Source organism: Mycobacterium sp. E2497 (assembly GCF_001668695.1).
Classification (GTDB): Bacteria; Actinomycetota; Actinomycetes; order Mycobacteriales; family Mycobacteriaceae; genus Mycobacterium.
Map to the genome: position 1 here is coordinate 16,844 of NZ_LZKD01000116.1, position 21,417 is coordinate 38,260.

Genomic DNA, 21,417 nt, shown 5'->3' on the forward strand with positions numbered 1-21,417 from the left:
CCGCGTAATCGCTGTGATACTCAAGGGATCGCGGAGGGAGGGGTCAGATGAAGCTCCGTCACGGACTGGCTGCGGGCACCGGCATCTTCGTCGCCGTCGCAACGGGAATTGCGCTGGAATCCGGGGCACCCGCCAAGGCGCTCGGACCGCCGCCGGACGGCAACTACAGCTACAACGAGGCGGGCGTGTCGGGGGTGACCTGGACCGTCACGGCCATCTGCGATCAGCCCTCCGGAACCCGGAACATGAACGACTATTCCGACCCAATCGTTTTCGCGATGAACTGCGCCCTGAACATCGTGAGTTTCACGGACGAGCGGATTAGCGCCGCGGACAAACTGCAGAACTACAGCGGCCGGGCGCGGATGTCGAGCATGCTGTGGACTTTCAAGGTCGACAAGGCTGACGGTGTGTCATGTCCGGGTGGCGGCACCGCCCCTTCCACCGAAACGTGGACTTTCAGCGACGAAACGATGAGCGGCACCCACACCACCCTGCACGGTGCCGTCTGCGGGATGGAACCGGCGATGAAGAAGCAACCGTTCTCGCTTACACTGAGCGGCCCCCCGCCCAGCCCGGTCGAGCGTTATCCGTTGTACTGCAACGCGATTGCGATGTGCTACTAGATCGGCGTGATGTAGGCGATCAGCCACTGCTTGCCGATCTTTTTGAAGTCCACCCGCAACCGGCTGCCGTCGTAGAGCGGCTGGCGTGATTTGTCTGTCACCGTACGGTTCATGTAGACCATCAGCGATGCCGAATCCCGTTTGGCCGACATGACTCCCGCGCCGACCACGTTAGCCTGCACAACCACTTCACGCTTTTTGGCCTCGGGGATGATCTGCGTGTTGGCGCTCTTCTGGAATTCAGCGCGATATTCCGGCGTCAACAGCGGATACGCGGCCGTCAGGCTCCGCTCGACGGTCTGGTAGTCGTAGGCGAAGACCTCGGGAATCTCCTTGGCCGCCAACCCTGGCAGGACCGCACGCGCCGCCTGCTCGCCGCGGGTCTGCACGCGGTCCCAATACAGCCAGCCGCCCACCGCGGACAGTCCGACGAACGCCACGACCGCCAGGTAACTCGCGGCGGCCGCCAGCCAGCGCAGCCATCGCATCAATTACCGCCGTTCGGGTATTTGATGTCGTAGCCGGTCATTCGCCCGGTCTCGTCTTCGTGCACGATCACGCGCAGACGATATGGCATGGAGGGCTTGTTGACGCCGTCGATGTCGGCGACCGTGACGCGCACGGAGACCAGGACGGACGCGTTGTCGGCGACCGTGTCGATGCCTTCCAGCGCTGCGCCGTTGACGACCGCCTCCGACGTCGCATTGGTAGTGCGGAAGATGGCCTTGAGGTTTTCGACGTTGTTGTTGGCGCCAAGCATCCCGCGAAGCGGGCCGCTGGTGCCGTCGACGAAACGATTCACGCTCTCGTCGATGTTGTCCTGTTTGTAGCTGAACATGTTGACCACGGTCTGCCTGGCGGTGTCGACGAAACGCTGGTCACGCGCCTCTGCGGCGTGAGCGTGTCGTTGCTGGACTCGCAACAGGGCCACGCAGCCGGCAAGCGCCCCAACGGCCAGCACTGCGGCCGCAAACGAGATCCACGCCACCAGCCTTCGGTTGGGTTGGCGTCGCGGCGGAGGTTTCAGAGCCTTCCCTGGCTTGGCGAGCTTCGCCGGCGACTTGGACCCGGCCGGGACCTCGACGCTCACCGGCGCCGCCTTGGCCTCCTCCGATTTCGCGGGACCCGCCGCGCGCGACGCCCGACGACGGACGCGGGGTTTGGTTGTCTGCTCTTCTGCTGCGACAGCGTCCATTACATCGGCCTTGGATCAAGCATCAGGTCCACCCAGTTCTCGGCACTGGATGCGCCGCTGGCTCCGGCCGCAAAAATACCGGTGCCGCCGGCCGGGTCCTTGAACGCGCCGGTCTTCTCGTCATAGGTCGTATACGCCGGTCCGCTGGCCTGCGGCTGCGGGCCCGGCGGCGGCCCCCACGGCTTCTCCGGTCCGGGACCGGCCGGCGGGGGATTGATACCTTCTGGCGGCGCCGGTGGTGGCAGCCACTTGGGATAGGGCAGTTGCGGCGGCACGGGTGGAATCCCCGGAGGCTGCCACGACGTGAAGGGTGGTGGCGGCCCGTTGTCGTTGGGCGGCGGCGGATCATATGCCGGCTGCTTGTTCGGCAGCGGCCCCGGCCCGGGCACCACCCCGGGCGGGGGCGGCCCGACGATCGGAGTGCCGGGGTCGGGTTCCGCGCCCGGCGGGATGTAGGGGAACTTGTTGGGCGGCAAGACGTTCAGACCGTTTGTCATCGGAGTGTCGTACGGGACCGGCGGACCTCGCCATGGGTTACGCCCAACGGGCACATAGCCCTTCGGGTCACGACAGAGCTGAATCGTGGGCGCGCGCTTCCCGGGGAACTCTTGGCAGGGGTAGTTGCGGGCGCCACGTACCGTGCTGGGGTCGTTTTGGGCGACCTTGCAGTACATATCCTTCGGCAGCTCGCGCACGGTCTCGTCAGCGGGTGTGCGCATCAATGGCGGCGGGAGGAAGCCGACCGCACACGGCGGCGGGTCGTTCAGGTCCAGCTTGAAGTCCAGCTTGCCGCCCTCGTCGAGAGGTGGACCGCCCGCCATCGTGATGATCGCGGCAAACAGCGCCGGTAAGACGACCAGAAGATGCTCGATCGACTTGTGGTAGATGACGCCCACCCGGCCGAGGTTGGCCAGGCTGGCGGCCAGCGCCGGGAAGGAGGGGCGGATACCGGAGAACGCGGTGCTGGCCTCGTCGGTGGCACCCGGGGCGGTGGCCAGCGTCTGGCGAAGCTCCGGGTCGGCCTGCCGCACCTCGGAGGTGAACCGCGCCAGCCCGTCGGACAGCGTCTTGATGTCGGCGCCGGCGCGAATCTGTGCCTGCAGGAAGGGACCGGCCTCGTCGATGAGCTGCGAAGCCTGCGGATAGTTCGCATTGGCCTCGTCCACCAGCAACCGGGCGGATTCGAAGAGCCGGGCCAGCTCGGGGCCCGACCCGTTGGTCGCGATGAATGTCTCATGCAGCAGCTCACGCAGGCGGGTGTCGCCCAGGCTGTTGGTCAGCGCCTCGGCCCGCTTCAGCAGGTCGGCGACATCCTGGCCGATCCGGGTGTTCTGCCGCTCGATTCGAAACCCGTTGCGCAACTTGGTCGACGCCGGCGTACTGGGCGGTACCAGGTCGATGTATTGCTCGCCGACGGCCGACACGCTCTTGACGGTCGCGGTGACGTTCGACGGAATCGGCGTGCCGCTGTTCAGCCGCATCTCCGCGGTGACGCCATTGGGGTTGAGGCCCACCGATTCCACCCGTCCCACGGCGACGCCGCGATAGGTGATGTTGGCGTTCTTGTAGAGGCCACCGCCGGCGACGAAATCGGCGGTGCCGGCGTAGGTTCCGAGCCCGAAGGTCGCGGGCAGCCGCAGGTAGAAGATTGCCATCACCGTCAACGTGATGGCGGTGATCACCGCGAAGATCCAGAGTTGGATCTTGGTGAGTCTGTCGTGCATCTGCGGCCGCCTCCTACTGTCCTGAAGCCGTGCCGGGCGGGATCTTGAACGGGTCGGCCGCCTGCCCGGACAGGTTTGCCATTTCGCCGGTCAAGAAGTCGGGTGGATTGAGGATCTCACCCATGTGGGCCATGTTCGGGTCGAAATATGCCGTGGTGAAGAACGTTTCGCCGATCCGGCGCAGGGTCAGGTCGAAGGTGGTGAACACGTTGAGGTAATCGCCTCGGACGGCCTGCTTGATCCCGTAATTGGGGAACGGGAACGTCAGCAAGATCTGCAGGGAAGTGACGAAGTTCTTTCGGTTGTCGTTGAGGGCCTTGGCCACCGCGTAAAGGTCTTTCATGTCAGCGGCGAAATCGGCCTTGGTTTTCGCGAGCACGTTGGAAGTGACCGTCGCGAGTTTCTTGAGCGCCGCGAACGCCTCGACGATGTGGTCGCGATTCTTGTTCAGCACGCGTATCGCGTCGGGCAGGGTGTCCAGGGCCCGGCCCAGGTTGTCCTTGTCACGCGCCAGGCTCGCCGAGAATCGGTTCAGGCCGTCGACGGCATCGATGATGTCGTTGACCTGGCGGTTGAGTCCGGCGGTCAGTTCCGCGAGTCGGGGCAGCAGGTCGACGAACTGGTTCTGCCGGCCGGCGACGGCCTGATAGGTCTCGTCGGTGATCTCTTCCAGGGCACCGACATTACCCTTGTTCACCACGACACCGAGGGCCGACAGCACCTCTTCGGTGGTGGGATAACGGCCGGTGTTGGATTCGGAGATCTTCGACCCGTCGGTCAGCCGGCCGATGGCCGGCTTGTCCTTCGGGCGCGCCAGGTCGATGTGCATCGAACCCAGCAGTGAGGTCTGGGCGACCGTCGCCGTGGAGTTGGTCGGCAACACGACGTTTTTGTCCAGCGCCAATTTCACCGCGGCATAGAACGATCCGTCGGAGCGCTGCATCGCCTGAATGCCGGCAACGCTGCCCACGGTCACGTCGTCGACCATGACGGGAGAGTTCTGCGGCAGCGTCGCCACGTCGGGCAGGTCGACCGTGATCGAGTAGGCGCCGCCGCCATGGCCGGCCGTACCGGGCATCGACAGGGAGTTCAGACCGCCGAATTGGCAGCCGGCCAGCAGCGCGCTACCGGCCGCTAACGCACCACCCCGCAACCACATCCGGCGCATCAGCCGCCCCCGTCCGCGGCCGGCGGTGTTTGGCTTGGCGGGGGCCCCGGCAGGGGTCCGAAGGCGCTCCCCGGCGCGGGTCCGGGCGCCGGAGCGGGCCCGGCATTTCCCAAGGCCGGTGCCGGCGCCTGGCCGCTCTGCGGTGCCGGCGGAACCAGCAACGCCTGCAGATCCGCCGGATTCTGGGCGGCCGGCGGCGTCTTGGCGCCATTGGCCGGGATCCAGGTCAGCTCGGGGACCGGAGTCGCCGATTTCGCTTGGGTTTCGGGGGTGTCATAGATGATCTGGCCCTTGTAGGCGGTGATCGTGTTGAGCGGGTGGAACATGATGGGCGGGTAGTTCACGGTGAGGCGCCGCAGCACCGGCCCCAGCCGCTCACGGCACAGTTCCGCACGCCGGAAATAGTCGGGCGCCCTCGGCCCGGCGGCCGTCTCGAAGGACCCGCCGCAGATGAATTGCACGGGGTTGGCGAACTCCGGAATGGACAACAGACCGTTGAGCGTGCCCTGGGCCGGGTCGTAGATGTTGTAGAAGTTGGAGATACCCGGACCCGCGACGTGCAGTACCTGTTCGATGTTGTCGCTCTGGTCGCTGAGCGTCTTGGCGAAGTCGTTGAGGTTGTTGACCGTGTCGATGATGGTCGAGTTGTTCTCGTGCAGGAACCCGCGGATGTCGGAGAGGGCCTTGTTGAGCGTGCCTAGCGTGGTGTCCAGGTGGCGTGAGCTGTCGGCGAGCACCTGCGACACCGAGGCGACGTTTCCGGCGAACTGCACGATCTGTTCGTTACTGGCCGACAGCGCGTTGACGAGAACCTGAAGGTTCTTGACCGTGCCGAAGATGTCGCTGCGCGAATCCCCCAGCCGCCCAGCGGCTTGCGAGAGTTCGCGCAGTGCGTTGTGGAACGAATCACCGTTGCCGTTGAACGTGTCGGCGGCCTGGTTGATCGCCCGGCCCAGTGGCCCCTGCATCGATCCGGTCGTCGGACCGAGCTGCACCGCCAGTTGGGTCAGCGACTCCTTGACCTCGTCCCATTCCACCGGCACGCCGGTGCGACCGAGGCCGATGCTGCCGCCGTCGGGCAGCGCCGGGCCGCCGGTGTAGGCCGGGGTCAGCTGGATGAACCTGGCCGCCACCAGGTTTGGCGACATGATGATGGCCTTGGCGTCCTTCGGGATCTTCACGTCCTTGGACACCGACATAGTGATCTTGACATCGGAGGGTCGCGGCTCGATCGTGCGAATAGTGCCGACCGGGACACCGAGAACACGAACCTGATCACCGGGGTAGAGACCGACCGCCGACGTGAAATAGCCGACGATACTTCGCGTACTGCCGGTCGACGACAATACGTACACGCCACCCACCAACGCCGCGATGAGAGCGATGGCGGTCGTGTAACGCAGCCCCCGGCTGCCGGAGAAGCGCTTGGTCATGGCGACTTCGGCCTGATCACCCAGCGTTCCTGGATTAACCCCCGCAGGTAGTCGGCGAGGCTGGCCGGCATCTTGCCGGGCTGGTAGAAGAAGTCGAACATCGTCGCGACCAGCGGCGCGGGTATGACGCCGTAGACGTTGACGTTGAAGCCGGGCCCAGAGCCGACCACCTCGCCCAGCTCGGTGGCGTAAGTCGGCAGCCGCTTGAGGGCCTCGGTGATGTAGTCGCGGCGCTCGTTGAGGTCGCTCAGCACGTCGTTGAGCTTGCTCAGCGCCGGGCCGAATTCACGGCGGTTGTCGGCGACGAAGCCGGAAATCTGTTGCGATAGCCCCTGGATTCCCCCGATGAGTTGTCCGATCGCGGCGCGCCGCTCGTCGAGCGCGGCGAACAACTCGTTGCCGTCGTCGACCAGCTTGTTGACTTGGTCGGCACGCTGGGACAGGACGCCGGTCACGGACTTCGCATGCGCCAGCAGGCTTTGCAGCGCCTCGTCCCGGCGATTCAGGGTGCGCGACAGCGTCGTCACACCGTCGAGCGCGCCGCGCAGCTGGGGAGTCGCGTCGTGCAACGTGTCGGTCAGGACGTTCAGCGCCTGCTCGAATTGGGGCTTGTTCAAGTTGCTGGCATTCGAGCCTAGGTCCTCCAGCGCGCCGGCGAGCGTGTACGGCGTGGTCGTGCGGCTGAGCGGGATCGTGGTCGACCTGCCACTGCCGGCCGGCGTCACCGCGACCGAACGCTCACCGAGGATGGTGTCGGTGCGGATCGCGGCCAGCGACTGGTCGCCGACGGTGACGTGCCGATCCACGCTGAAGCTGATCTTCGCGGTGTCACCGGCCAGGCCCACGGCGGTCACCTTGCCGACCTTGAGGCCCGACACGTACACCGCATTGCCCGGATTGATGCCGCCGGCGTCGGAGAAGTAGGCGTCGTAGACCTTCCCCTGCGGGAAGAACGGTAACGCCGCGTAGCCGAATGCGATGAGCACGACGCAGACCACCAGCACCACACCGAAGATGCCGGTGCGCAGCGGATCGCGCTCGCGCTTTGCGTTACTTGACAAAAGCGCACCTCCCCTTGCTGGGATCCACCTGACCACCGAGCGGCAGCAGGATGTCGCTGCCGGCCGGGCCGTTGATCTTGATCGTCACCGAACAGAAGTAGATGTTGAAGAACGACCCGTAGGCGCCCAGCGCCGCCAGCCGCAGATAGTCCTCACCCAGCTGCTCGACGTCGTTGTTGACCTCGGCCTTCCGATTGTCGATTTCGGTGGCCAGCGGCCGGGTGTTTTCCAGGATGCCCTGCAGCGGCCGCCGCGAATTCTTCAGCAGCTCGGTCAGATCCGTCGTCGTGGAGGCCAGCGGCGGAATGGCGCCGGCGATGTCGTCCTTGTTCTTCGCCAAGCCGCTGATCAGTTGCTGCAGCTGGTCCACGCTGGCCGAGAATTGGGCGCTGCGCGCATCGACCGTCTTGAGCACCGTGTTCAGGTTGTTGATGACGTCACCGATGAGTTGGTCGCGCTGGCCCAGCGCCGACGAGAACGCGCTGGTGTCGGCCAGCACGTTGGATAGCGCGCCGCCCTGACCCTGCAGCAACTCGATGACGGCGCTGCTGATCGTGTTCACCTTGTCCGCGTCCAGCCCCTTGAGCACCGGCCGCAGGCCACCCAGTAGCGCGTCGAGATCCAGCGCCGGCTGGGTGTGCTGGGCGTTGATCGTCGCGCCCGGCGGCAGCTTGCGCAGCTCTCCCGGACCGGAGGTGATCTCCAGATACCGGTCACCGACCAGGTTTTCGTAGCGGATTACCGCGCGGGTGGAGGAATAGAGGGTGTAGCGCTTGTCGAGCCCGAACGACACGTCGATGGTGTTGTCCGGGTTGAGCTTCACACCGGACACGGCTCCGACCGGCACCCCGGCGATGCGAACCTTCTGGCCCGCCTTCAAGCGCGACACATCGGTGAACGTTGCGTGGTAGGTGCTTTCGGGGCCGAATCGGAAGTCCCCGAAGACCACCACCAGACCCGCGGACACGATCAGCATGGCCACCGCGAAGACGCTGACCTTGATCATCATCGAGCGGTGCGTCGGCATTGCCCCGGCCGCCATCAGAAGTCGTCCCGTTCGGCGAACGCGCCATGGAACAGGAACTGCAGTGTCGAGGGCGCGTCGAACTGCAACTCGGTGAACGGCTCGTACGGAACGTTGGCGTTGTCGGTCACCAGGAACGGCGCCCGGTACCACGATCCACCGTGTTGCTTGTTCGGAATGTCGGGCAACCCCCGGCAGTTCGGGCCCCCGGATCCATTGACCAGGGGCAACGATTCGGGATAGGTGTACGCCGGCGCACCCAGCACGAAGCTCGAAGACGTGAACAGACCCGCTTTGCGCACGCCGAGGATCGGTCCGAATTCCTTGAGGCCCCGGTCGATGCCGGCGAACAGGCAGCCGAATTCCGGCGAATAGTCGGCGGCCACCTTCAGCGGGGCCCGCAGCCGGTTGATGGCGTCGATGAAGTTCTGTTCAGCCGGCTCCAACGTGTCGTAGGCGTTGTTGGCCAGGCCGATCGTGGCCAGCAACGTGTCGTTGAGGTTGTTCTGCTGGTCGACGACGGTCTTGTTGATCGTCGGCAGGTTGTCGAAGACGGTGTTCAGGTTCGGGGCGGCGTCGGCGTAGATGTTGGTGACGACCGCCGCTTTACGGAAGTCCTCCTGCAGCGCGGGCAGTTTCGGGTTCGTTTGCTGGGTCAGCGTGTTCAGGCCGGACAAGATGCCGCCGAAGTCGTCGCCGTGACCGCGCAGACCCTCGGACAGCGCGCTCAACGTCCCGTTGAGCTCGACCGGGTCGATCTTGTGCAGCAGGTCGATCAGCGACTGGAACAGGGTGTTGACCTCCAGCTGCACCGCCGACGCGGCGACGTGCGCGTCCGGGCGCAGCGGGGTCGGCGAAGGGTTCTGCGGCGGAAGGAATTCGACGGCCTTGGCACCGAAGATGGTGTTGCCCGCGATGTGCACCGTCGCGTTGGAGGGGATGAAGTGCATGTCGTCGCTGTTGATGCCGAGCGTCAGCCGCGCCTGGTCACCGGAGTAGTCGATGCTCTCGACCTTGCCGATCTGAATGCCGCGGTATTTGACCTTGGCACCCTTCTCCATCACCAGACCGGCACGCGGGGCCGAGACCGTGACGTTGTCGATCGAGGCGAAAGCCGCTGTGTAGGAAAGGTAAGTCACTGCGGCGAACGCCACCAGCAGGCCGGCCAGCACCGCGGCTGCCAGCCGGACGTGTGAGCGTCGCGTATCTGTTTCTGCCATGTCCCTTTAAGCGGTCCTCTTACCCGGAGAGGTTGAAGTTACCGGACGCGCCGTAGACAGCGAGTGAGATGAACAATGTGATGACGACGACGACGATCAGCGAGGTCCGCACGGCCTGACCGACCGCGATCCCGACGCCGACCGGCCCGCCGCTGGCGTTGTAGCCGTAATAGGTATGGACGAGCATCACCGCGATGGACATGACGATCGCCTGCAGGAACGACCACAGCAGGTCCGAGGGGATGAGGAAGGTGTTGAAGTAGTGGTCGTAGAGGCCCTTGGACTGCCCGTTGATGTACACCGTGGTGAAGCGGGCGGCGAAGAACGCGGCCAGCACCGACAGGGAATACAACGGGATGATCGCGATGAGCCCGGCGATCAGCCGGGTCGACACCAGGTAGGACACCGAGTGCACCGCCATGCACTCGACCGCGTCGATCTCCTCGGACACCCGCATGGCGCCCAATTGCGCGGTCGCGCCGGCACCGATGGTGGCGGCCAGCGCGATACCCGCAATCACCGGCGCGACCACCCGGACGTTGAGGAACGCCGACAGGAAGCCGGTCAGCGCCTCGATGCCGATGTTGCCCAGCGACGAATACCCCTGCACGGCGATGACCCCGCCGGAGGCCAGCGTCAGGAAGGCGGCGACACCGACGGTGCCGCCGATCATGACCAGCGCTCCCGCGCCCATCGTCATCTCGGCGATCAGCCGGACCGTCTCCTTGCGGTAGCGGGTGAGCGCGTTGGGGACGTACCGGACGGTTTGCCCGTAGAACAGCGCCTGCTCGCCGAAGTCATCGACCGGCTCCTGCAACCGGGAAGCGAGGTTGCGCAGCCGGTAGGTGACGTCGTAGCTCATCGAGTACTCACTTCGCCGAGATTCGCACGCCGATGGCAGTCATCACCACGTTGATGACGAACAGACAGATGAACGCGTAGACCACGGTTTCGTTCACCGCGTTGCCGACGCCCTTGGGTCCGCCCTTGACGGTCAGCCCGCGATAGCAACCGACCAGCCCGGCCATGACGCCGAACAGCAGCGCCTTGACCTCGGCGAGCACCAGCTCGCGCAGCCCGGTCAGGACGGTCAGCCCGTTGATGAACGCACCCGGATTCACGCCCTGCAAGAAGACGGAGAACACGTAGCCGCCGGACAAGCCGATGGCGCACACCAAACCGTTGAGCAAGAGCGCGACCACGGTGGAAGCCAACACGCGGGGAACCACCAGCCGGTGGATCGGGTCGATGCCGAGCACCCGCATCGCGTCGATCTCCTCGCGGATGGTCCGCGCGCCGAGGTCGGCGCAGATCGCCGTGGCTCCGGCACCGGCCACGACGAGCACGGTCACCACCGGACCCAACTGCGTGATGGTGCCGAAAGCCGTTCCGGCGCCGGACAAGTCGGCGGCCCCGATTTCGCGCAGCAGGATATTGAGGGTGAATGCCACCAGCACGGTGAATGGGATCGACACCAGCAGGGTCGGGACCAGCGACACCCGCGCGATCATCCACGTCTGTTCCAGGAACTCGCTCAACTGGAACGGCCGGCGAAAACTCTGACGACCCGTGTCGATCATCATTTCGAAGAACCCGCCGACGGCGCGGGCGGGAACAGCAAGTTGTTGCATCAACTCGATTACCCCCCTCGGCTGCTCGCGGCGAAGTCTATGTCAGGCCTTTGCGTCGTTTGCGGTCGTAGCTGGCTCGATGTGAGCCGGATCATATTAACCCAGAAGAAGTTAACGGTGTCAATGAACAGTATTTCTTTATCTGAACCGTTAATTTGCCAGGTCAGACGCACTTGTCATGTGTCAAACTGAAACAGGTTATACCTGTCGATTCCCCCCCACGAAGTAACCTCACACGGTTATTGCTCCATCAGTCCGACCGCGGAAAAGTTCCGCTCCGGATCCCGCCCAGCAAAGTACTCACGCAGCGTCGCGCTCAGTTGCGCGGGATCCCAGGCCGGCCCGTCGGCGCTGAATTGGTGCTCGGCGGTCGGCGCCGAAACCAGTGTCACCCGCGGCCCGTAAACAATAAACACCTGCCCGTTGACTTCTGCAGCCGCCGGCGATGACAGGAACTTGACCAGGCTGACAACGTGCTCGGGTGACAGCGGGTCGACGCCGCCCGGCTCGACCTCCGGTGCGGCACCGAAGACGTCGGCCGTCATCGCGGTCCGGGCGCGCGGACAAATCGCGTTGGCGCACACCCCGTAGCGGCCGAGCGCCCGGGCGGCGGTCAGGGTGAGCGAGATGATCCCGGCCTTGGCGGCGCCGTAGTTGGCCTGCCCCACGGGCCCGACCAGCCCCGCCTCGGACGCGGTGTTGACCAGGCGCCCGAAGACGGTTCCCCCCGCTTCCTTAGCCTTCGAGCGCCAGTAGGTGGCCGCGTTGCGGGTCAGCAGGAAGTGGCCGCGCAGGTGCACCGCGATGACCAGATCCCATTCCTCGTCGGACATGTTGAACAGCATCCGGTCGCGGGTGATCCCCGCGTTGTTGACCACGATGTCCAGCCCACCCAGGCCGTCGGCCTGCGCGACCAACTCGTCGGCGGTGGCGCGTTCGCTGATGTCGCCGGCGACCGCGACGGCCTTCGAGCCGGCCGAGTTGATCTCGTCGATGACGTCGGAGGCATCCAGCGCGGTGGCGATGTCGTTGACGACGACGGTCGCCCCGGCCCGGGCCAGGCCGAGAGCCTCGGCACGTCCCAGCCCCGCGGCGGCACCGGTCACCACCGCGACCTTTCCGGAGAGATCGGTCGCGTTCGTGCTGCTAGTCAATTTATGAATACCTCTAGTTTCTGGTGGCGCATTCGGGCTCGGGTCACTCGCCCCGCTGCAGCGCGGCTCGCGGGCATTCGGCGATCGCCCGCTCGGCCAACTCCTCCTGATCGGGGGGAATCGGGTCCAGCTTCACGACGGCGTAATCCTCGTCGTCCAAGTCGAAGATATCCGGCGCGATTCCCATGCACACGGCGTTACCTTCACACCGGTCACGGTCGACGATCACCCGCACAGCACCCTCCTTGCACCTGGCTTCAACCTGAGGACACGCCTCCTCAGTATGTAGGTCCACCATAGGGCCCCGATACCGCGGGGGAAACGGTCGCTGGAATCTCAGACTAGAACGTGTTACAACCGGGATGACGAATGGGTTGTTGTCGGCCGACTAACGTCGGCCAATCGAGGCGAATCACGTTAACAAAGGACGGCTGGGATGCGCATCAGTTACACCCCTGAACAGGAGGAGCTGCGTCGCGAGCTGCGGTCGTACTTCACCAAGCTCATGACGCCGGAGCGTCGCGAGGCGCTGACCTCCTCGGGCGGCGGCGAGGTCGGGACCGGCACCGCGTACCGCGACACCGTCGCGCAGATGGGCAAGGATGGCTGGCTGACGCTGAACTGGCCCAAGGAGTACGGGGGCCAGGACCGCTCCCCGATGGATTCGCTGATCTTCACCGATGAGGCCGCGATCGCCGGCGTGCCGGTGCCGTTCCTGACCATCAACAGCGTGGCGCCGACGATCATGGCGTTCGGCACCGAGGAACAGAAGAAGTTCTTTTTGCCCAAGATCGCCGCCGGCGAACTGCACTTCTCGATCGGCTACTCGGAGCCGGGCGCCGGCACGGACCTCGCCAACCTGCGCACCACCGCCGTCCGCGACGGCGACGACTACGTGATCAACGGCCAGAAGATGTGGACCAGCCTGATCGCGTACGCCGACTGGGTCTGGCTCGCGGTGCGCACCAACCCCGAGGCCAAGAAGCACCGCGGCATCTCGATGCTGACCGTGCCGACGACCGCCGAAGGCTTCTCGTGGACACCGGTGCACACCATGGCCGGTGTGGACACCAGCGCCACCTATTACTCCGACGTGCGGGTCCCGGTGACCAACCTCATCGGTGAGGAGAACGGCGGCTGGAAGCTGGTCACCAACCAACTCAACCACGAGCGCGTCGCCCTGGTGTCGGCGCAACCGATCTTCCTCGCGCTGCAGGAGGTTCGCGAGTGGGCGCAGAACACCAAGGATTCCAGCGGCGCCCGGCTGATCGACTCGGAGTGGGTGCAGATCAACCTGGCCCGGGTGCACGCCAAGGCCGAGGTGCTGAAGCTGATCAACTGGGAGTTGGCGTCGTCGGACGGCGAATCGCTCAACCCGGCGGACGCGTCGGCGGCCAAGGTGTACGGCACCGAGTTGGCCACCGAGGCTTACCGGCTGCTGATGGAGGTGCTGGGGACTGCGGCCACGATGCGCCAGAATTCGCCGGGGGCGCTGCTGCGCGGCCGGGTCGAGCGGATGCACCGCGCGTGCCTGATCCTGACCTTCGGCGGCGGCACCAACGAAGTGCAGCGCGACATCATCGGGATGGTCGCGCTGGGACTGCCCCGAAACCGCTGAGCCCCCCTCCCCTAAAGGACGAACACCGATGGACTTTTCGACAACCGAAGCGGCCACCGATCTCGGCGGACTGGTCGACACGATCGTGAACTCGGTATGCACGCCGGAGCACCAACGTGACCTCGACAAGCTCGACCAACGGTTCGACCGCGCGCTGTGGGGCAAACTCGTCGACGCCGGGATCCTGACCAGCGCCTCGGCCACCTCGGTGGGCGGCGACGGCTTCGGGGTGCTCGAGCAGGTCGCCATCCTTGTGGCGCTGGGTCACCAGTTGGCGGCCGTGCCGTACCTGGAATCGGTGATGCTGGGCGCTGGGGCGTTGGCGCGGTTCGGCACCGAAGAGCTGCAACGGGATTGGGGTTCCCCGGCGGTCAGCGGCGAGAAGATCCTCACCGTCGCTCTCCTGGGCGAGATGGGTGAGGGGCCGGTGCGGGCCACCCGCGCCGGTGACGGCTACCGGCTCACCGGCACCCGCACCCAGGTCGGCTTCGGACCGGTGGCCGACGCGTTCCTAGTTCCGGCCGAGACCGATTCCGGGACCGCGGTTTTCCTGGTCGCCGCCGGTGATCCCGGGGTTGCGGTGAGCCCGCTGGAGACCACCGGCCTGGGCAGCGTCGGACACCTGACGCTGGACGGCGCGGAGGTGGACGGCGCCCGGATGGTCGGCGGCGCCGAGGTGGTCGTCTGGCTCGACACCCTTGCCGCATTGGGCCGCAGCGCTTTTCAGCTGGGAGTGCTGGACCGCGGATTGCAGCTCACCGCCGAATACGCCCGTGAGCGTGAGCAGTTTGACCGCCCGATCGGCAGCTTCCAGGCGGTGTCACAGCGGCTGGCCGACGGCTACATCGACGTCAAGGGCCTGCGCCTCACGCTCACCCAGGCGGCCTGGAAGGTCTCCGAGGATGTCCCCGCAGACATCGACGTGGCCAGCGCCGCGTTCTGGGCCGCCGACGCCGGACACCGGGTGGCGCACACCATCGTGCACGTGCACGGCGGCGTCGGCGTCGACACCGATCACCCCGTGCACCGCTATTTCCTGGCCGCCAAAGAGGCCGAGTTCGCGTTGGGCGGCGCCACCGGTCAGCTGCGCCGCATCGGCCGCGAGTTGGCCGAAACCCCCGCCTAGGCGCGGCGTTGAACCTGCCTGCGGATCCGACGGTCACCAAACTGCTGGTACCGCTAGCCGAGATCGACGACCGGGGCGTCTACTTCGAGGACTCGTACACCGGCTGGCGCGATCACCTGCGCCACGGTGCCGCGATCGCCGCGGCGCTGCGTGATCGCCTGGACCCGGCGAAGCCGTCGCACGTCGGGGTGTTGCTGGAGAACACCCCGTTCTTCTCGGCGATGCTGGCGGCGGCCGGCATGTCCGGGATCGTGCCGGTGGGACTCAACCCGGTGCGCCGTGGCGACGCGCTGGCCCGCGACATCGCCCACGCCGATTGCCAAGTGGTGCTGGCCGACTCCAATTCGGCTGCCGCGCTCGGCGACATCGCCCACGTGAACGTCGATTCCGCCGAGTGGGCGGATGAGGTGGCCGCGCATCGGGATGCCGAGCTGCGTTTTCAATCCGCCACGGCCACAGATCTTTTCATGCTCATCTTCACCTCGGGGACCAGCGGTGAGCCGAAGGCGGTGAAGTGCAGTCACGGCAAGGTCGCCATCGCGGGGGTGACGATGACGCAGCGTTTCGACCTCGGGCCCGACGACGTCTGCTATGTGTCGATGCCGCTGTTCCATTCCAACGCGGTGCTGGTCGGCTGGGCGGTGGCTGCGGCCTGCCGGGGCTCACTGGCGTTGCGGCGCAAGTTCTCCGCCTCCAACTTCCTGCCGGATGTCCGCCGATTCGGCGCCACCTACGCCAACTACGTCGGCAAGCCCCTGTCCTATGTGCTGGCCACGCCCGAGCGGCCCGACGATGCGGACAACCCGCTGCGGGCGGTGTACGGCAACGAGGGCGTGCCCCGCGATGTCGAACGCTTCGCCCGCCGGTTCGGCTGCGTGGTGCAGGACGGGTTCGGTTCCACCGAGGGCGGGGTGGCGATCGCCCGCACCCCCGACACCCCGGACGGCGCGCTGGGCCCGTTGCCCGAGGGCGTCGAGATCGTCGACCCCGACACCGGCGAACCCTGCGCACCGGGCGTGGTGGGCGAGCTGGTGAACACCGCCGGTCCGGGCCGTTTCGAGGGTTACTACAACGACGAGGCCGCCGAGGCCGAGCGGATGGCGGGCGGCGTCTACCACACCGGCGACCTCGCCTACCGAGACGACGCCGGCTACGCGTATTTCGCAGGACGGCTGGGCGATTGGATGCGCGTCGACGGCGAAAACCTGGGCGCCGCACCGATCGAGCGGGTGCTCTTGCGCTACCCCGACGTGACGGAGGTGGCCGTGTACGCGGTGCCGGACCCGGTGGTCGGCGACCAGGTGATGGCCGCCATGGTCATGGCGCCCGGGGCGGAGTTCGATGCCGAGAAGTTCCGCGCCTTCCTCGGCGAGCAGCGCGACCTCGGGCCCAAGCAGTGGCCGTCATACGTGCGGGTCAGCGCGCAACTTCCGCGTACGGTGACGTTCAAGGTGCTCAAGCGTCAGTTGGCGGCGCAGGGCGCGGACTGCGACGATCCCGTGGTGCGGATCCAGCCGCAAACGGGAAGGGGAGCGTCAACGCGTGCCTAGAATACGAAAGCTGATCGCGGGGTGGACCCTGCTTGCCTCCCTCGGTGCCGCGGCGCTCGGCTCGGGCGCCGGCGGCGCCGCGGGGGAGCCGGCGCCACCGCCGCCACCCCTGCCTCCGCCACCCCCACTGGTGTACGCGCCGCAGACGCCGGAACGTGACACCTGGGAGCCTCCCCCGCCGGAGGCACCGCCGCTGCCGCCGCTGCCGCCGCCCGGCTAAGCGACGCGCCGTCACCCTCGTCGCACCGCGCGTTAAGACCGTCGACGATAATGCGACACGGCACAGACACGTCGGGACCGAAGGAGACGCGATGGTGGGTCCGGTCAGCGCATGACTTCCCGGCCCCTGGAGACCGCGCTCGAAGCGAGCTTCGACCAGCTGTCCGCCGCGGTGCCGGCGGACGTCGGCGTCGCGATCGCCCGACCGGATCGCACCTACTCACTCGGCCGATGGTGGTCCGGCGTCGCATGGTCGACCATCAAGGTGCCGTTGGCGATCGCGGCGCTGCGCAGTGATTGGCTGCGCGCCAAGGACCTCGCCGTCAAAGCCATCACGGAATCCGACAACCGCGCTTCCGAGCAACTGTGGTCACACCTGGGCGATCCGGCGGAAGCGGCACGGCGGGTGCAGGGGGTGATCGCCGAGGGCGGCGACACCGCCACCGTGGTCGAATCGCGCCGGCTTCGGCGCGGGTATACCGCGTTCGGCCAGACGCAGTGGACTCTGCAGCGGCAGGCCCGGTTCGCCGCCGAGCTGCCCGCTATCCCCGGTTCCGCCGACGTCGTCGACCTGATGCAGCAGCTCACCAGCGGCCATCGCTGGGGGCTGGCCGCCAAAGGGTTTGCGGCCAAGGGCGGTTGGGGCCCCGGGACGCACGGCGACTACCTGGTGCGTCAATTCGGGATCGTGCCCACGCCGTCGGGACACTGGGGCGTGGCCCTGGCGGCCAAGGTGCACGACGGCGTGTTGGAGACGGGCGTCGACGTCCTCAACGCGATGTCGGAATGGGTCCTCAGCCGGCTTCCCGGCCTAGCCCGTTATTGACGGCACCACGGCGTCGATCAGGTGCGGCCCGGGTTGGCTCAAGGCGTGACGCAGCGCGTCGCCGAGTTCCTCGGCGGTGCTGACCCGGCGCGCCGGCACTCCCATGCCCTCGCTGATCTTGACGAAATCCATGGCGGGACGGGACAAGTCGAGTAGGTCCAGGGCTTTGGGCCCGGGAGCCGATCCGGCGCCCACGCGCGCCAACTCGATCCGCAGGATGTCGTAGGCGCTGTTGTCGTAAAGCACGGTGGTCACGTTGAGGTTCTCCCGCGCCTGAGTCCACAATCCCGAGATCGTGTACATCGCCGACCCGTCGGATTCCAGGCAGAGCACCGGGCGGTCGGGGGCGGCCACCGCGGCACCCACCGCGGCCGGGATACCGTACCCGATCGCCCCGCCGGTCAGGGTCAGCCAGTCGTGGGCCGGCGCCCCCGCCGTGGCCTGGGCGAGCAGGACACCGGAGGTGTTCGACTCGTCGACCACGATCGCCCTTTCCGGCAGCAGCGCCCCGATCACGTCGGCCGCCGACGCGGAGGTCAGCGCGCCCGTCGGCAGCTGCGGCCGCGCGGCGTGCGCCACCGGCGCAACGGTTCCGGGCGCCACCTCGTCGGCCAGCGCGGCCAGCGCCTCGGCGGCACCGCTGTGCCCGGCGAGCAGATGCACCTCGCAGCCGGCCGGGACCAGGTCGCTGGGCATGCCCGGGTAGGCGAAGAAGGACACCGGCGACTTGGCCCCCGCCAGCACCAGATGCTTGGCACCGTCCAGCTGGGCGGTGGCGGCCTCGGCGAAATACGCCAGCCGCTCGACGGCGGGCACACCCGCGCCGCGCTCCAGCCGCGTCGGGAACGTTTCGCATAGCAGCCGGGCCCCGGTCGCCTGAGCGATCCGAACCGCGGCGGCAAGTCCGGGACCGCGGGTGGCGTCGCCGCCGATCATGAGCACCGTCGGGTCCCCCGACCGCAGCACCTCGGCAACCTCGAACGCCAACCGCGGTTCGGCCCCCGGTGGTTCCGCGGCCACGGCACCCGCGGATTGCGCACCGTCCGACCAGGACACGTCGGCGGGCAGGATCAGCGTCGAGATGCGCGGGCCGGAACGGCTGGCGGCGATCGCCTCGGCGGCGTCCGACGCGACGTCCGCGGTGTGTTCCGTGCGGCGCACCCACCCCGATACCGTGCCGGCCAGCGCGTCGATGTCCGATTCCAGTGGGGCGTCGTACTTCTTGTGATACGTGGCGTGGTCGCCGACCACCACCACCATCGGCACCTGGGCGCGCCGGGCGTTGTGCAGGTTCGCCAGACCGTTGCCCAGACCGGGTCCCAGGTGCAGCAGCACCGCGGCCGGCCGCCCGGCGATGCGGGCGTACCCGTCGGCCGCGCCGGTCGCCACACCCTCGAACAGCGCCAGCACGCCGCGCATCCGCGGGACGGTGTCCAGGGCGGCCACGAAGTGCATCTCCGAGGTGCCCGGGTTGGCGAAGCACACGTCGACGCCACCGTCGACCAGGGTGTTGATCAGAGCCTGGGCACCGTTCACGTGATTGCCTCCAGTTTGAAAACGCCCTCGGCGTTGCGGTGCAAGAAGTCTCGGCGACCCTCGTCGGTCAGGCCGAGGTCCGCCAACCCAGCCAGGGCGTGCGCGTGGGTCACCATCGGATAGTTGGTGCCGAACAACACTTTTCGTTGTCCGGTGCCGGTTTTCATGAACCGGACCAGCTCGTCGGGAAGTCGCTTGATCCTGTAGGCCGACGTGTCGATGTAGACGTTGGGGTGCTTGCGGGCGACGGCGACCATCTCCTCGGTCCACGGATAACCGACGTGGCCACACACGATCACCAACTCGGGAAAGTCGAGGGCGACCTGGTCGATGTAGGGAATCGGGCGGCCGGTCTCCGACGGGCGCAGCGGCCCGGTGTGTCCCACCTGCGTGCAGAACGGCACGCCCAGCTCCACGCATTCGGCGAACAGCGGATAGTAGCGGCGATCGGTCGGCGGCGCGTTCCACAACCACGGCACCACCCGCAGGCCCAGAAATCCCTCTCGAACGCGGCGCCGCAGTTCGCGAACCGCTTCCATCGGACGATCGAGGTCGACCGTGGCCAGCCCGCCAAACCGCTTCGGATGCAGGCTGATCCACTCGGCAACCTCGTCGTTGGAGATCAGGTCCTGGCCACCGGGACCGCGCCACGCGCTGAGCAGGCCGAAGCGTACGTCGGCCGCGTCCATCGTCGCGATGCTCGCCTCGATCGGGACGTCGGCGTCCGGAATGGAGTCACCTGTCCAGCGCCGCAGCGATGCCAGCATGTCGCTGCGCAGGAACCGCGCAGTCGGGTGCTGCATCCACACGTCGACCGTCATCGCGATCAAGAGTAGACGCGGTGTCAGAGGGCCAGTGCGGCGCGGGCGCAGGCGTGCGTCCGCTGGGCGTACCCGCCGCCGAACAGCACGACGTGCGCCAGCAGGGGGAAGAGCTGGTGCAGCCCGACGCGGTTGCGCCACCCCTTCTTCAGCGGTCGCACCCGCTGGTAACCCTCCAGGACCGCCTCGTAGAGCGGGCAGCCGAACAGCGCGAGCATCGCCAGGTCGCTCTCGCGGTGACCGGCGTGCGCGGCCGGGTCGATCAGCACCACACCGTCGGGCGTCCACATCACGTTGCCGCCCCACAGATCGCCGTGCAACCGGGCGGGCCGGTCGTCGTCGAAGTCGCCCGCGCGGCAACGCGCTACGACGGAATCGATCGCGCCGCGGGTGGAGGCGTCGAGCCGCGCCGCGGCCAGCTCGGCCATGGGGATCAGCCGCTCCTCGGCGTAGAAGTCGCCCCAGCGGCGGTGCCGCCGCAACAACATCGGCAGCGGCTGGGTCAGCGGCCCGAAGAACCCGGGTCCGTCCCACCCGTCGGGCCCGGCACCGAAGTCGGGGACACCGGCGTCGTGCGTCACCGCGAGCCGGCCGCCGAACGCGAGCGCCGCCTCGGGCGTCGGTGTCACCGAATCAAGCCGCCGCAGGGTCAGGCTCGTCGCGTCGACGGCGATAACGTGCGCGCAGGGCACGCCCCCGTCGACGCCGGCCAGCCACCGCAATCCGGCGGCCTCCCACGCGAAGTAATTGCTCGGCGCGGCCGGGTGTTGCTTGACGAAGTCGCTCAAGCGGTCGCGTGGGCGGCGTGCACGTCGTCGGCCGGACGGGCCTCCGTCTGCTCCTTGGCCCAGCGGTAGTCGGGCTTACCGGCCGGCGAGCGCTTCACCTCGTCGACCAGCCAAAGGCTGCGCGGCACTTTGTATCCCGCGATCTCGGAACGCACGAAGCGGTCGAGTTCCGCGAGCGTCGGGCGCGCCCCGGGCCGGGGCGCGACGACGGCGGCGACGTGTTGCCCGTAGCGGGGGTCGGGCACGCCGACCACCAGGGCGTCGAAGACGTCGGGGTGGCCCTTGAGCGCCGCCTCGACCTCCTCGGGGTAGATCTTCTCACCGCCGCTGTTGATCGACACCGAGCCGCGGCCCAGCATCGTCACGGTGCCGTCCTCCTCGACGAGCGCCCAGTCGCCGGGAATCGCGTAGCGCACCCCGTTGATGGTCTTGAACGTCTCGGCGGTCTTCTTCTCGTCCTTGTAATAGCCGACCGGGATGTTGCCCTTCTTGGCGATGAAGCCGCGCACGCCGGAGCCGGGCGTGACCTCGTTGCCCTCTTCGTCGAGCACGACGGTGCGGTGGTCGATGGTCACGCGCGGGCCGCCGGCGTGCGGCGCGTCCTTCGCAACGATGCTGGTGCCGCCGAATCCGGTCTCCGAGGAGCCGATGGAGTCGGTGATGACCCGGTTGGGCAGCAGCTCGAGGAGCTTCTCCT

The 21,417-nt window shown here is 67.2% G+C and carries 21 protein-coding genes and 1 pseudogene; 6 read left to right on the forward strand and 16 right to left on the reverse strand.

Translation table 11 applies throughout. The features are described from left to right. The first annotated feature begins 47 nt into the window (after positions 1 to 47). Positions 48 to 626 carry a hypothetical protein gene (locus tag A5713_RS09040; protein WP_068094730.1) on the forward strand — a complete coding sequence of 193 codons (579 nt, stop codon included), beginning with the start codon at positions 48 to 50 and terminating at the stop codon, positions 624 to 626. Here the strand turns inward: A5713_RS09040 and A5713_RS09045 are convergent. From A5713_RS09045 to A5713_RS09100, 12 genes are all read right to left on the reverse strand, one after another. After that, positions 623 to 1,114 (reverse strand): mammalian cell entry protein, encoded by a 492-nt coding sequence (locus A5713_RS09045; protein ID WP_067922931.1) that lies wholly within the window; start codon positions 1,112 to 1,114, stop codon positions 623 to 625. The genes A5713_RS09040 and A5713_RS09045 overlap by 4 nt on opposite strands. Then, the gene (locus tag A5713_RS09050; protein WP_067922933.1) at positions 1,114 to 1,821 is read right to left on the reverse strand and encodes a mammalian cell entry protein; all 708 of its coding nucleotides are present in this window, start codon (positions 1,819 to 1,821) and stop codon (positions 1,114 to 1,116) included. The genes A5713_RS09045 and A5713_RS09050 overlap by 1 nt, the downstream gene beginning before the upstream one ends. Continuing rightward, on the reverse strand, positions 1,821 to 3,545 hold the full coding sequence (locus tag A5713_RS09055; RefSeq protein ID WP_068094733.1) for a virulence factor Mce family protein: 1,725 nt from the start codon (positions 3,543 to 3,545) through the stop codon (positions 1,821 to 1,823). The genes A5713_RS09050 and A5713_RS09055 overlap by 1 nt, the downstream gene beginning before the upstream one ends. A gap of 13 nt (positions 3,546 to 3,558) precedes the next feature. After that, positions 3,559 to 4,713: a virulence factor Mce family protein gene (locus A5713_RS09060; RefSeq protein ID WP_067922939.1), complete on the reverse strand. Its 1,155-nt coding sequence runs from the start codon at positions 4,711 to 4,713 to the stop codon at positions 3,559 to 3,561. Beyond that, the gene (locus A5713_RS09065; protein ID WP_068094735.1) at positions 4,713 to 6,146 is read right to left on the reverse strand and encodes a virulence factor Mce family protein; all 1,434 of its coding nucleotides are present in this window, start codon (positions 6,144 to 6,146) and stop codon (positions 4,713 to 4,715) included. The genes A5713_RS09060 and A5713_RS09065 overlap by 1 nt, the downstream gene beginning before the upstream one ends. Then, positions 6,143 to 7,207, reverse strand: a complete 1,065-nt coding sequence (locus A5713_RS09070) for a virulence factor Mce family protein (protein ID WP_067922942.1) — start codon at positions 7,205 to 7,207, stop codon at positions 6,143 to 6,145. The genes A5713_RS09065 and A5713_RS09070 overlap by 4 nt, the downstream gene beginning before the upstream one ends. Next, complete coding sequence (locus A5713_RS09075; protein ID WP_067922944.1) at positions 7,197 to 8,249, reverse strand: MCE family protein; 1,053 nt, start codon at positions 8,247 to 8,249, stop codon at positions 7,197 to 7,199. The genes A5713_RS09070 and A5713_RS09075 overlap by 11 nt, the downstream gene beginning before the upstream one ends. Continuing rightward, positions 8,249 to 9,451 carry an MCE family protein gene (locus A5713_RS09080; protein ID WP_067922946.1) on the reverse strand — a complete coding sequence of 401 codons (1,203 nt, stop codon included), beginning with the start codon at positions 9,449 to 9,451 and terminating at the stop codon, positions 8,249 to 8,251. Before A5713_RS09080 ends, A5713_RS09075 begins: the two co-directional genes overlap by 1 nt. Before the next feature lie 19 nt (positions 9,452 to 9,470). After that, on the reverse strand, positions 9,471 to 10,313 hold the full coding sequence (locus tag A5713_RS09085; RefSeq protein WP_065442814.1) for an ABC transporter permease: 843 nt from the start codon (positions 10,311 to 10,313) through the stop codon (positions 9,471 to 9,473). 7 nt (positions 10,314 to 10,320) lie between these two features. Then, positions 10,321 to 11,085 carry an ABC transporter permease gene (locus tag A5713_RS09090; protein WP_067922949.1) on the reverse strand — a complete coding sequence of 255 codons (765 nt, stop codon included), beginning with the start codon at positions 11,083 to 11,085 and terminating at the stop codon, positions 10,321 to 10,323. Between the two features lie 236 nt (positions 11,086 to 11,321). Next, entirely contained in the window at positions 11,322 to 12,236 is a 915-nt protein-coding gene (locus A5713_RS09095; RefSeq protein ID WP_067922952.1) for a 3-oxoacyl-ACP reductase, read from the reverse strand. Between the two features lie 43 nt (positions 12,237 to 12,279). Continuing rightward, positions 12,280 to 12,471, reverse strand: a complete 192-nt coding sequence (locus A5713_RS09100; protein ID WP_067922954.1) for a ferredoxin — start codon at positions 12,469 to 12,471, stop codon at positions 12,280 to 12,282. 201 nt (positions 12,472 to 12,672) lie between these two features. On the opposite strand from A5713_RS09100, the gene A5713_RS09105 reads away from it, so the two are divergent. From A5713_RS09105 to A5713_RS09120, 5 genes are all read left to right on the forward strand, one after another. Further along, positions 12,673 to 13,854 carry an acyl-CoA dehydrogenase gene (locus tag A5713_RS09105; protein WP_067760390.1) on the forward strand — a complete coding sequence of 394 codons (1,182 nt, stop codon included), beginning with the start codon at positions 12,673 to 12,675 and terminating at the stop codon, positions 13,852 to 13,854. 28 nt (positions 13,855 to 13,882) lie between these two features. Further along, a complete protein-coding gene (locus A5713_RS09110) occupies positions 13,883 to 14,980 on the forward strand; it encodes an acyl-CoA dehydrogenase family protein (RefSeq protein ID WP_068094738.1) in 1,098 nt (365 codons plus the stop codon). A 14-nt stretch (positions 14,981 to 14,994) separates the two neighbouring features. Beyond that, positions 14,995 to 16,530, forward strand: a complete 1,536-nt coding sequence (fadD17, locus tag A5713_RS09115) for a long-chain-fatty-acid--CoA ligase FadD17 (protein ID WP_156751810.1) — start codon at positions 14,995 to 14,997, stop codon at positions 16,528 to 16,530. Continuing rightward, positions 16,523 to 16,750 carry a hypothetical protein gene (locus A5713_RS27455; protein ID WP_082972857.1) on the forward strand — a complete coding sequence of 76 codons (228 nt, stop codon included), beginning with the start codon at positions 16,523 to 16,525 and terminating at the stop codon, positions 16,748 to 16,750. The genes fadD17 and A5713_RS27455 overlap by 8 nt, the downstream gene beginning before the upstream one ends. 111 nt (positions 16,751 to 16,861) lie before the next feature. After that, positions 16,862 to 17,575 carry a serine hydrolase gene (locus A5713_RS09120; RefSeq protein ID WP_067922963.1) on the forward strand — a complete coding sequence of 238 codons (714 nt, stop codon included), beginning with the start codon at positions 16,862 to 16,864 and terminating at the stop codon, positions 17,573 to 17,575. Here the strand turns inward: A5713_RS09120 and A5713_RS09125 are convergent. The 4 genes and pseudogenes from A5713_RS09125 to A5713_RS09140 all read right to left on the reverse strand — a co-directional run. Beyond that, a complete protein-coding gene (locus A5713_RS09125; protein WP_068094743.1) occupies positions 17,561 to 19,111 on the reverse strand; it encodes an acetolactate synthase large subunit in 1,551 nt (516 codons plus the stop codon). The two genes, A5713_RS09120 and A5713_RS09125, sit on opposite strands and share 15 nt — an antisense overlap. Further along, a complete protein-coding gene (locus A5713_RS09130; RefSeq protein WP_068094750.1) occupies positions 19,108 to 19,932 on the reverse strand; it encodes an amidohydrolase family protein in 825 nt (274 codons plus the stop codon). Before A5713_RS09130 ends, A5713_RS09125 begins: the two co-directional genes overlap by 4 nt. 23 nt (positions 19,933 to 19,955) lie before the next feature. Then, on the reverse strand, positions 19,956 to 20,720 hold the full coding sequence (locus tag A5713_RS09135) for a fructosamine kinase family protein (protein WP_068094746.1): 765 nt from the start codon (positions 20,718 to 20,720) through the stop codon (positions 19,956 to 19,958). Then, positions 20,717 to 21,417: pseudogene (locus tag A5713_RS09140) on the reverse strand (AMP-binding protein); the annotation flags it as partial. The gene A5713_RS09135 and the pseudogene A5713_RS09140, both read right to left, overlap by 4 nt.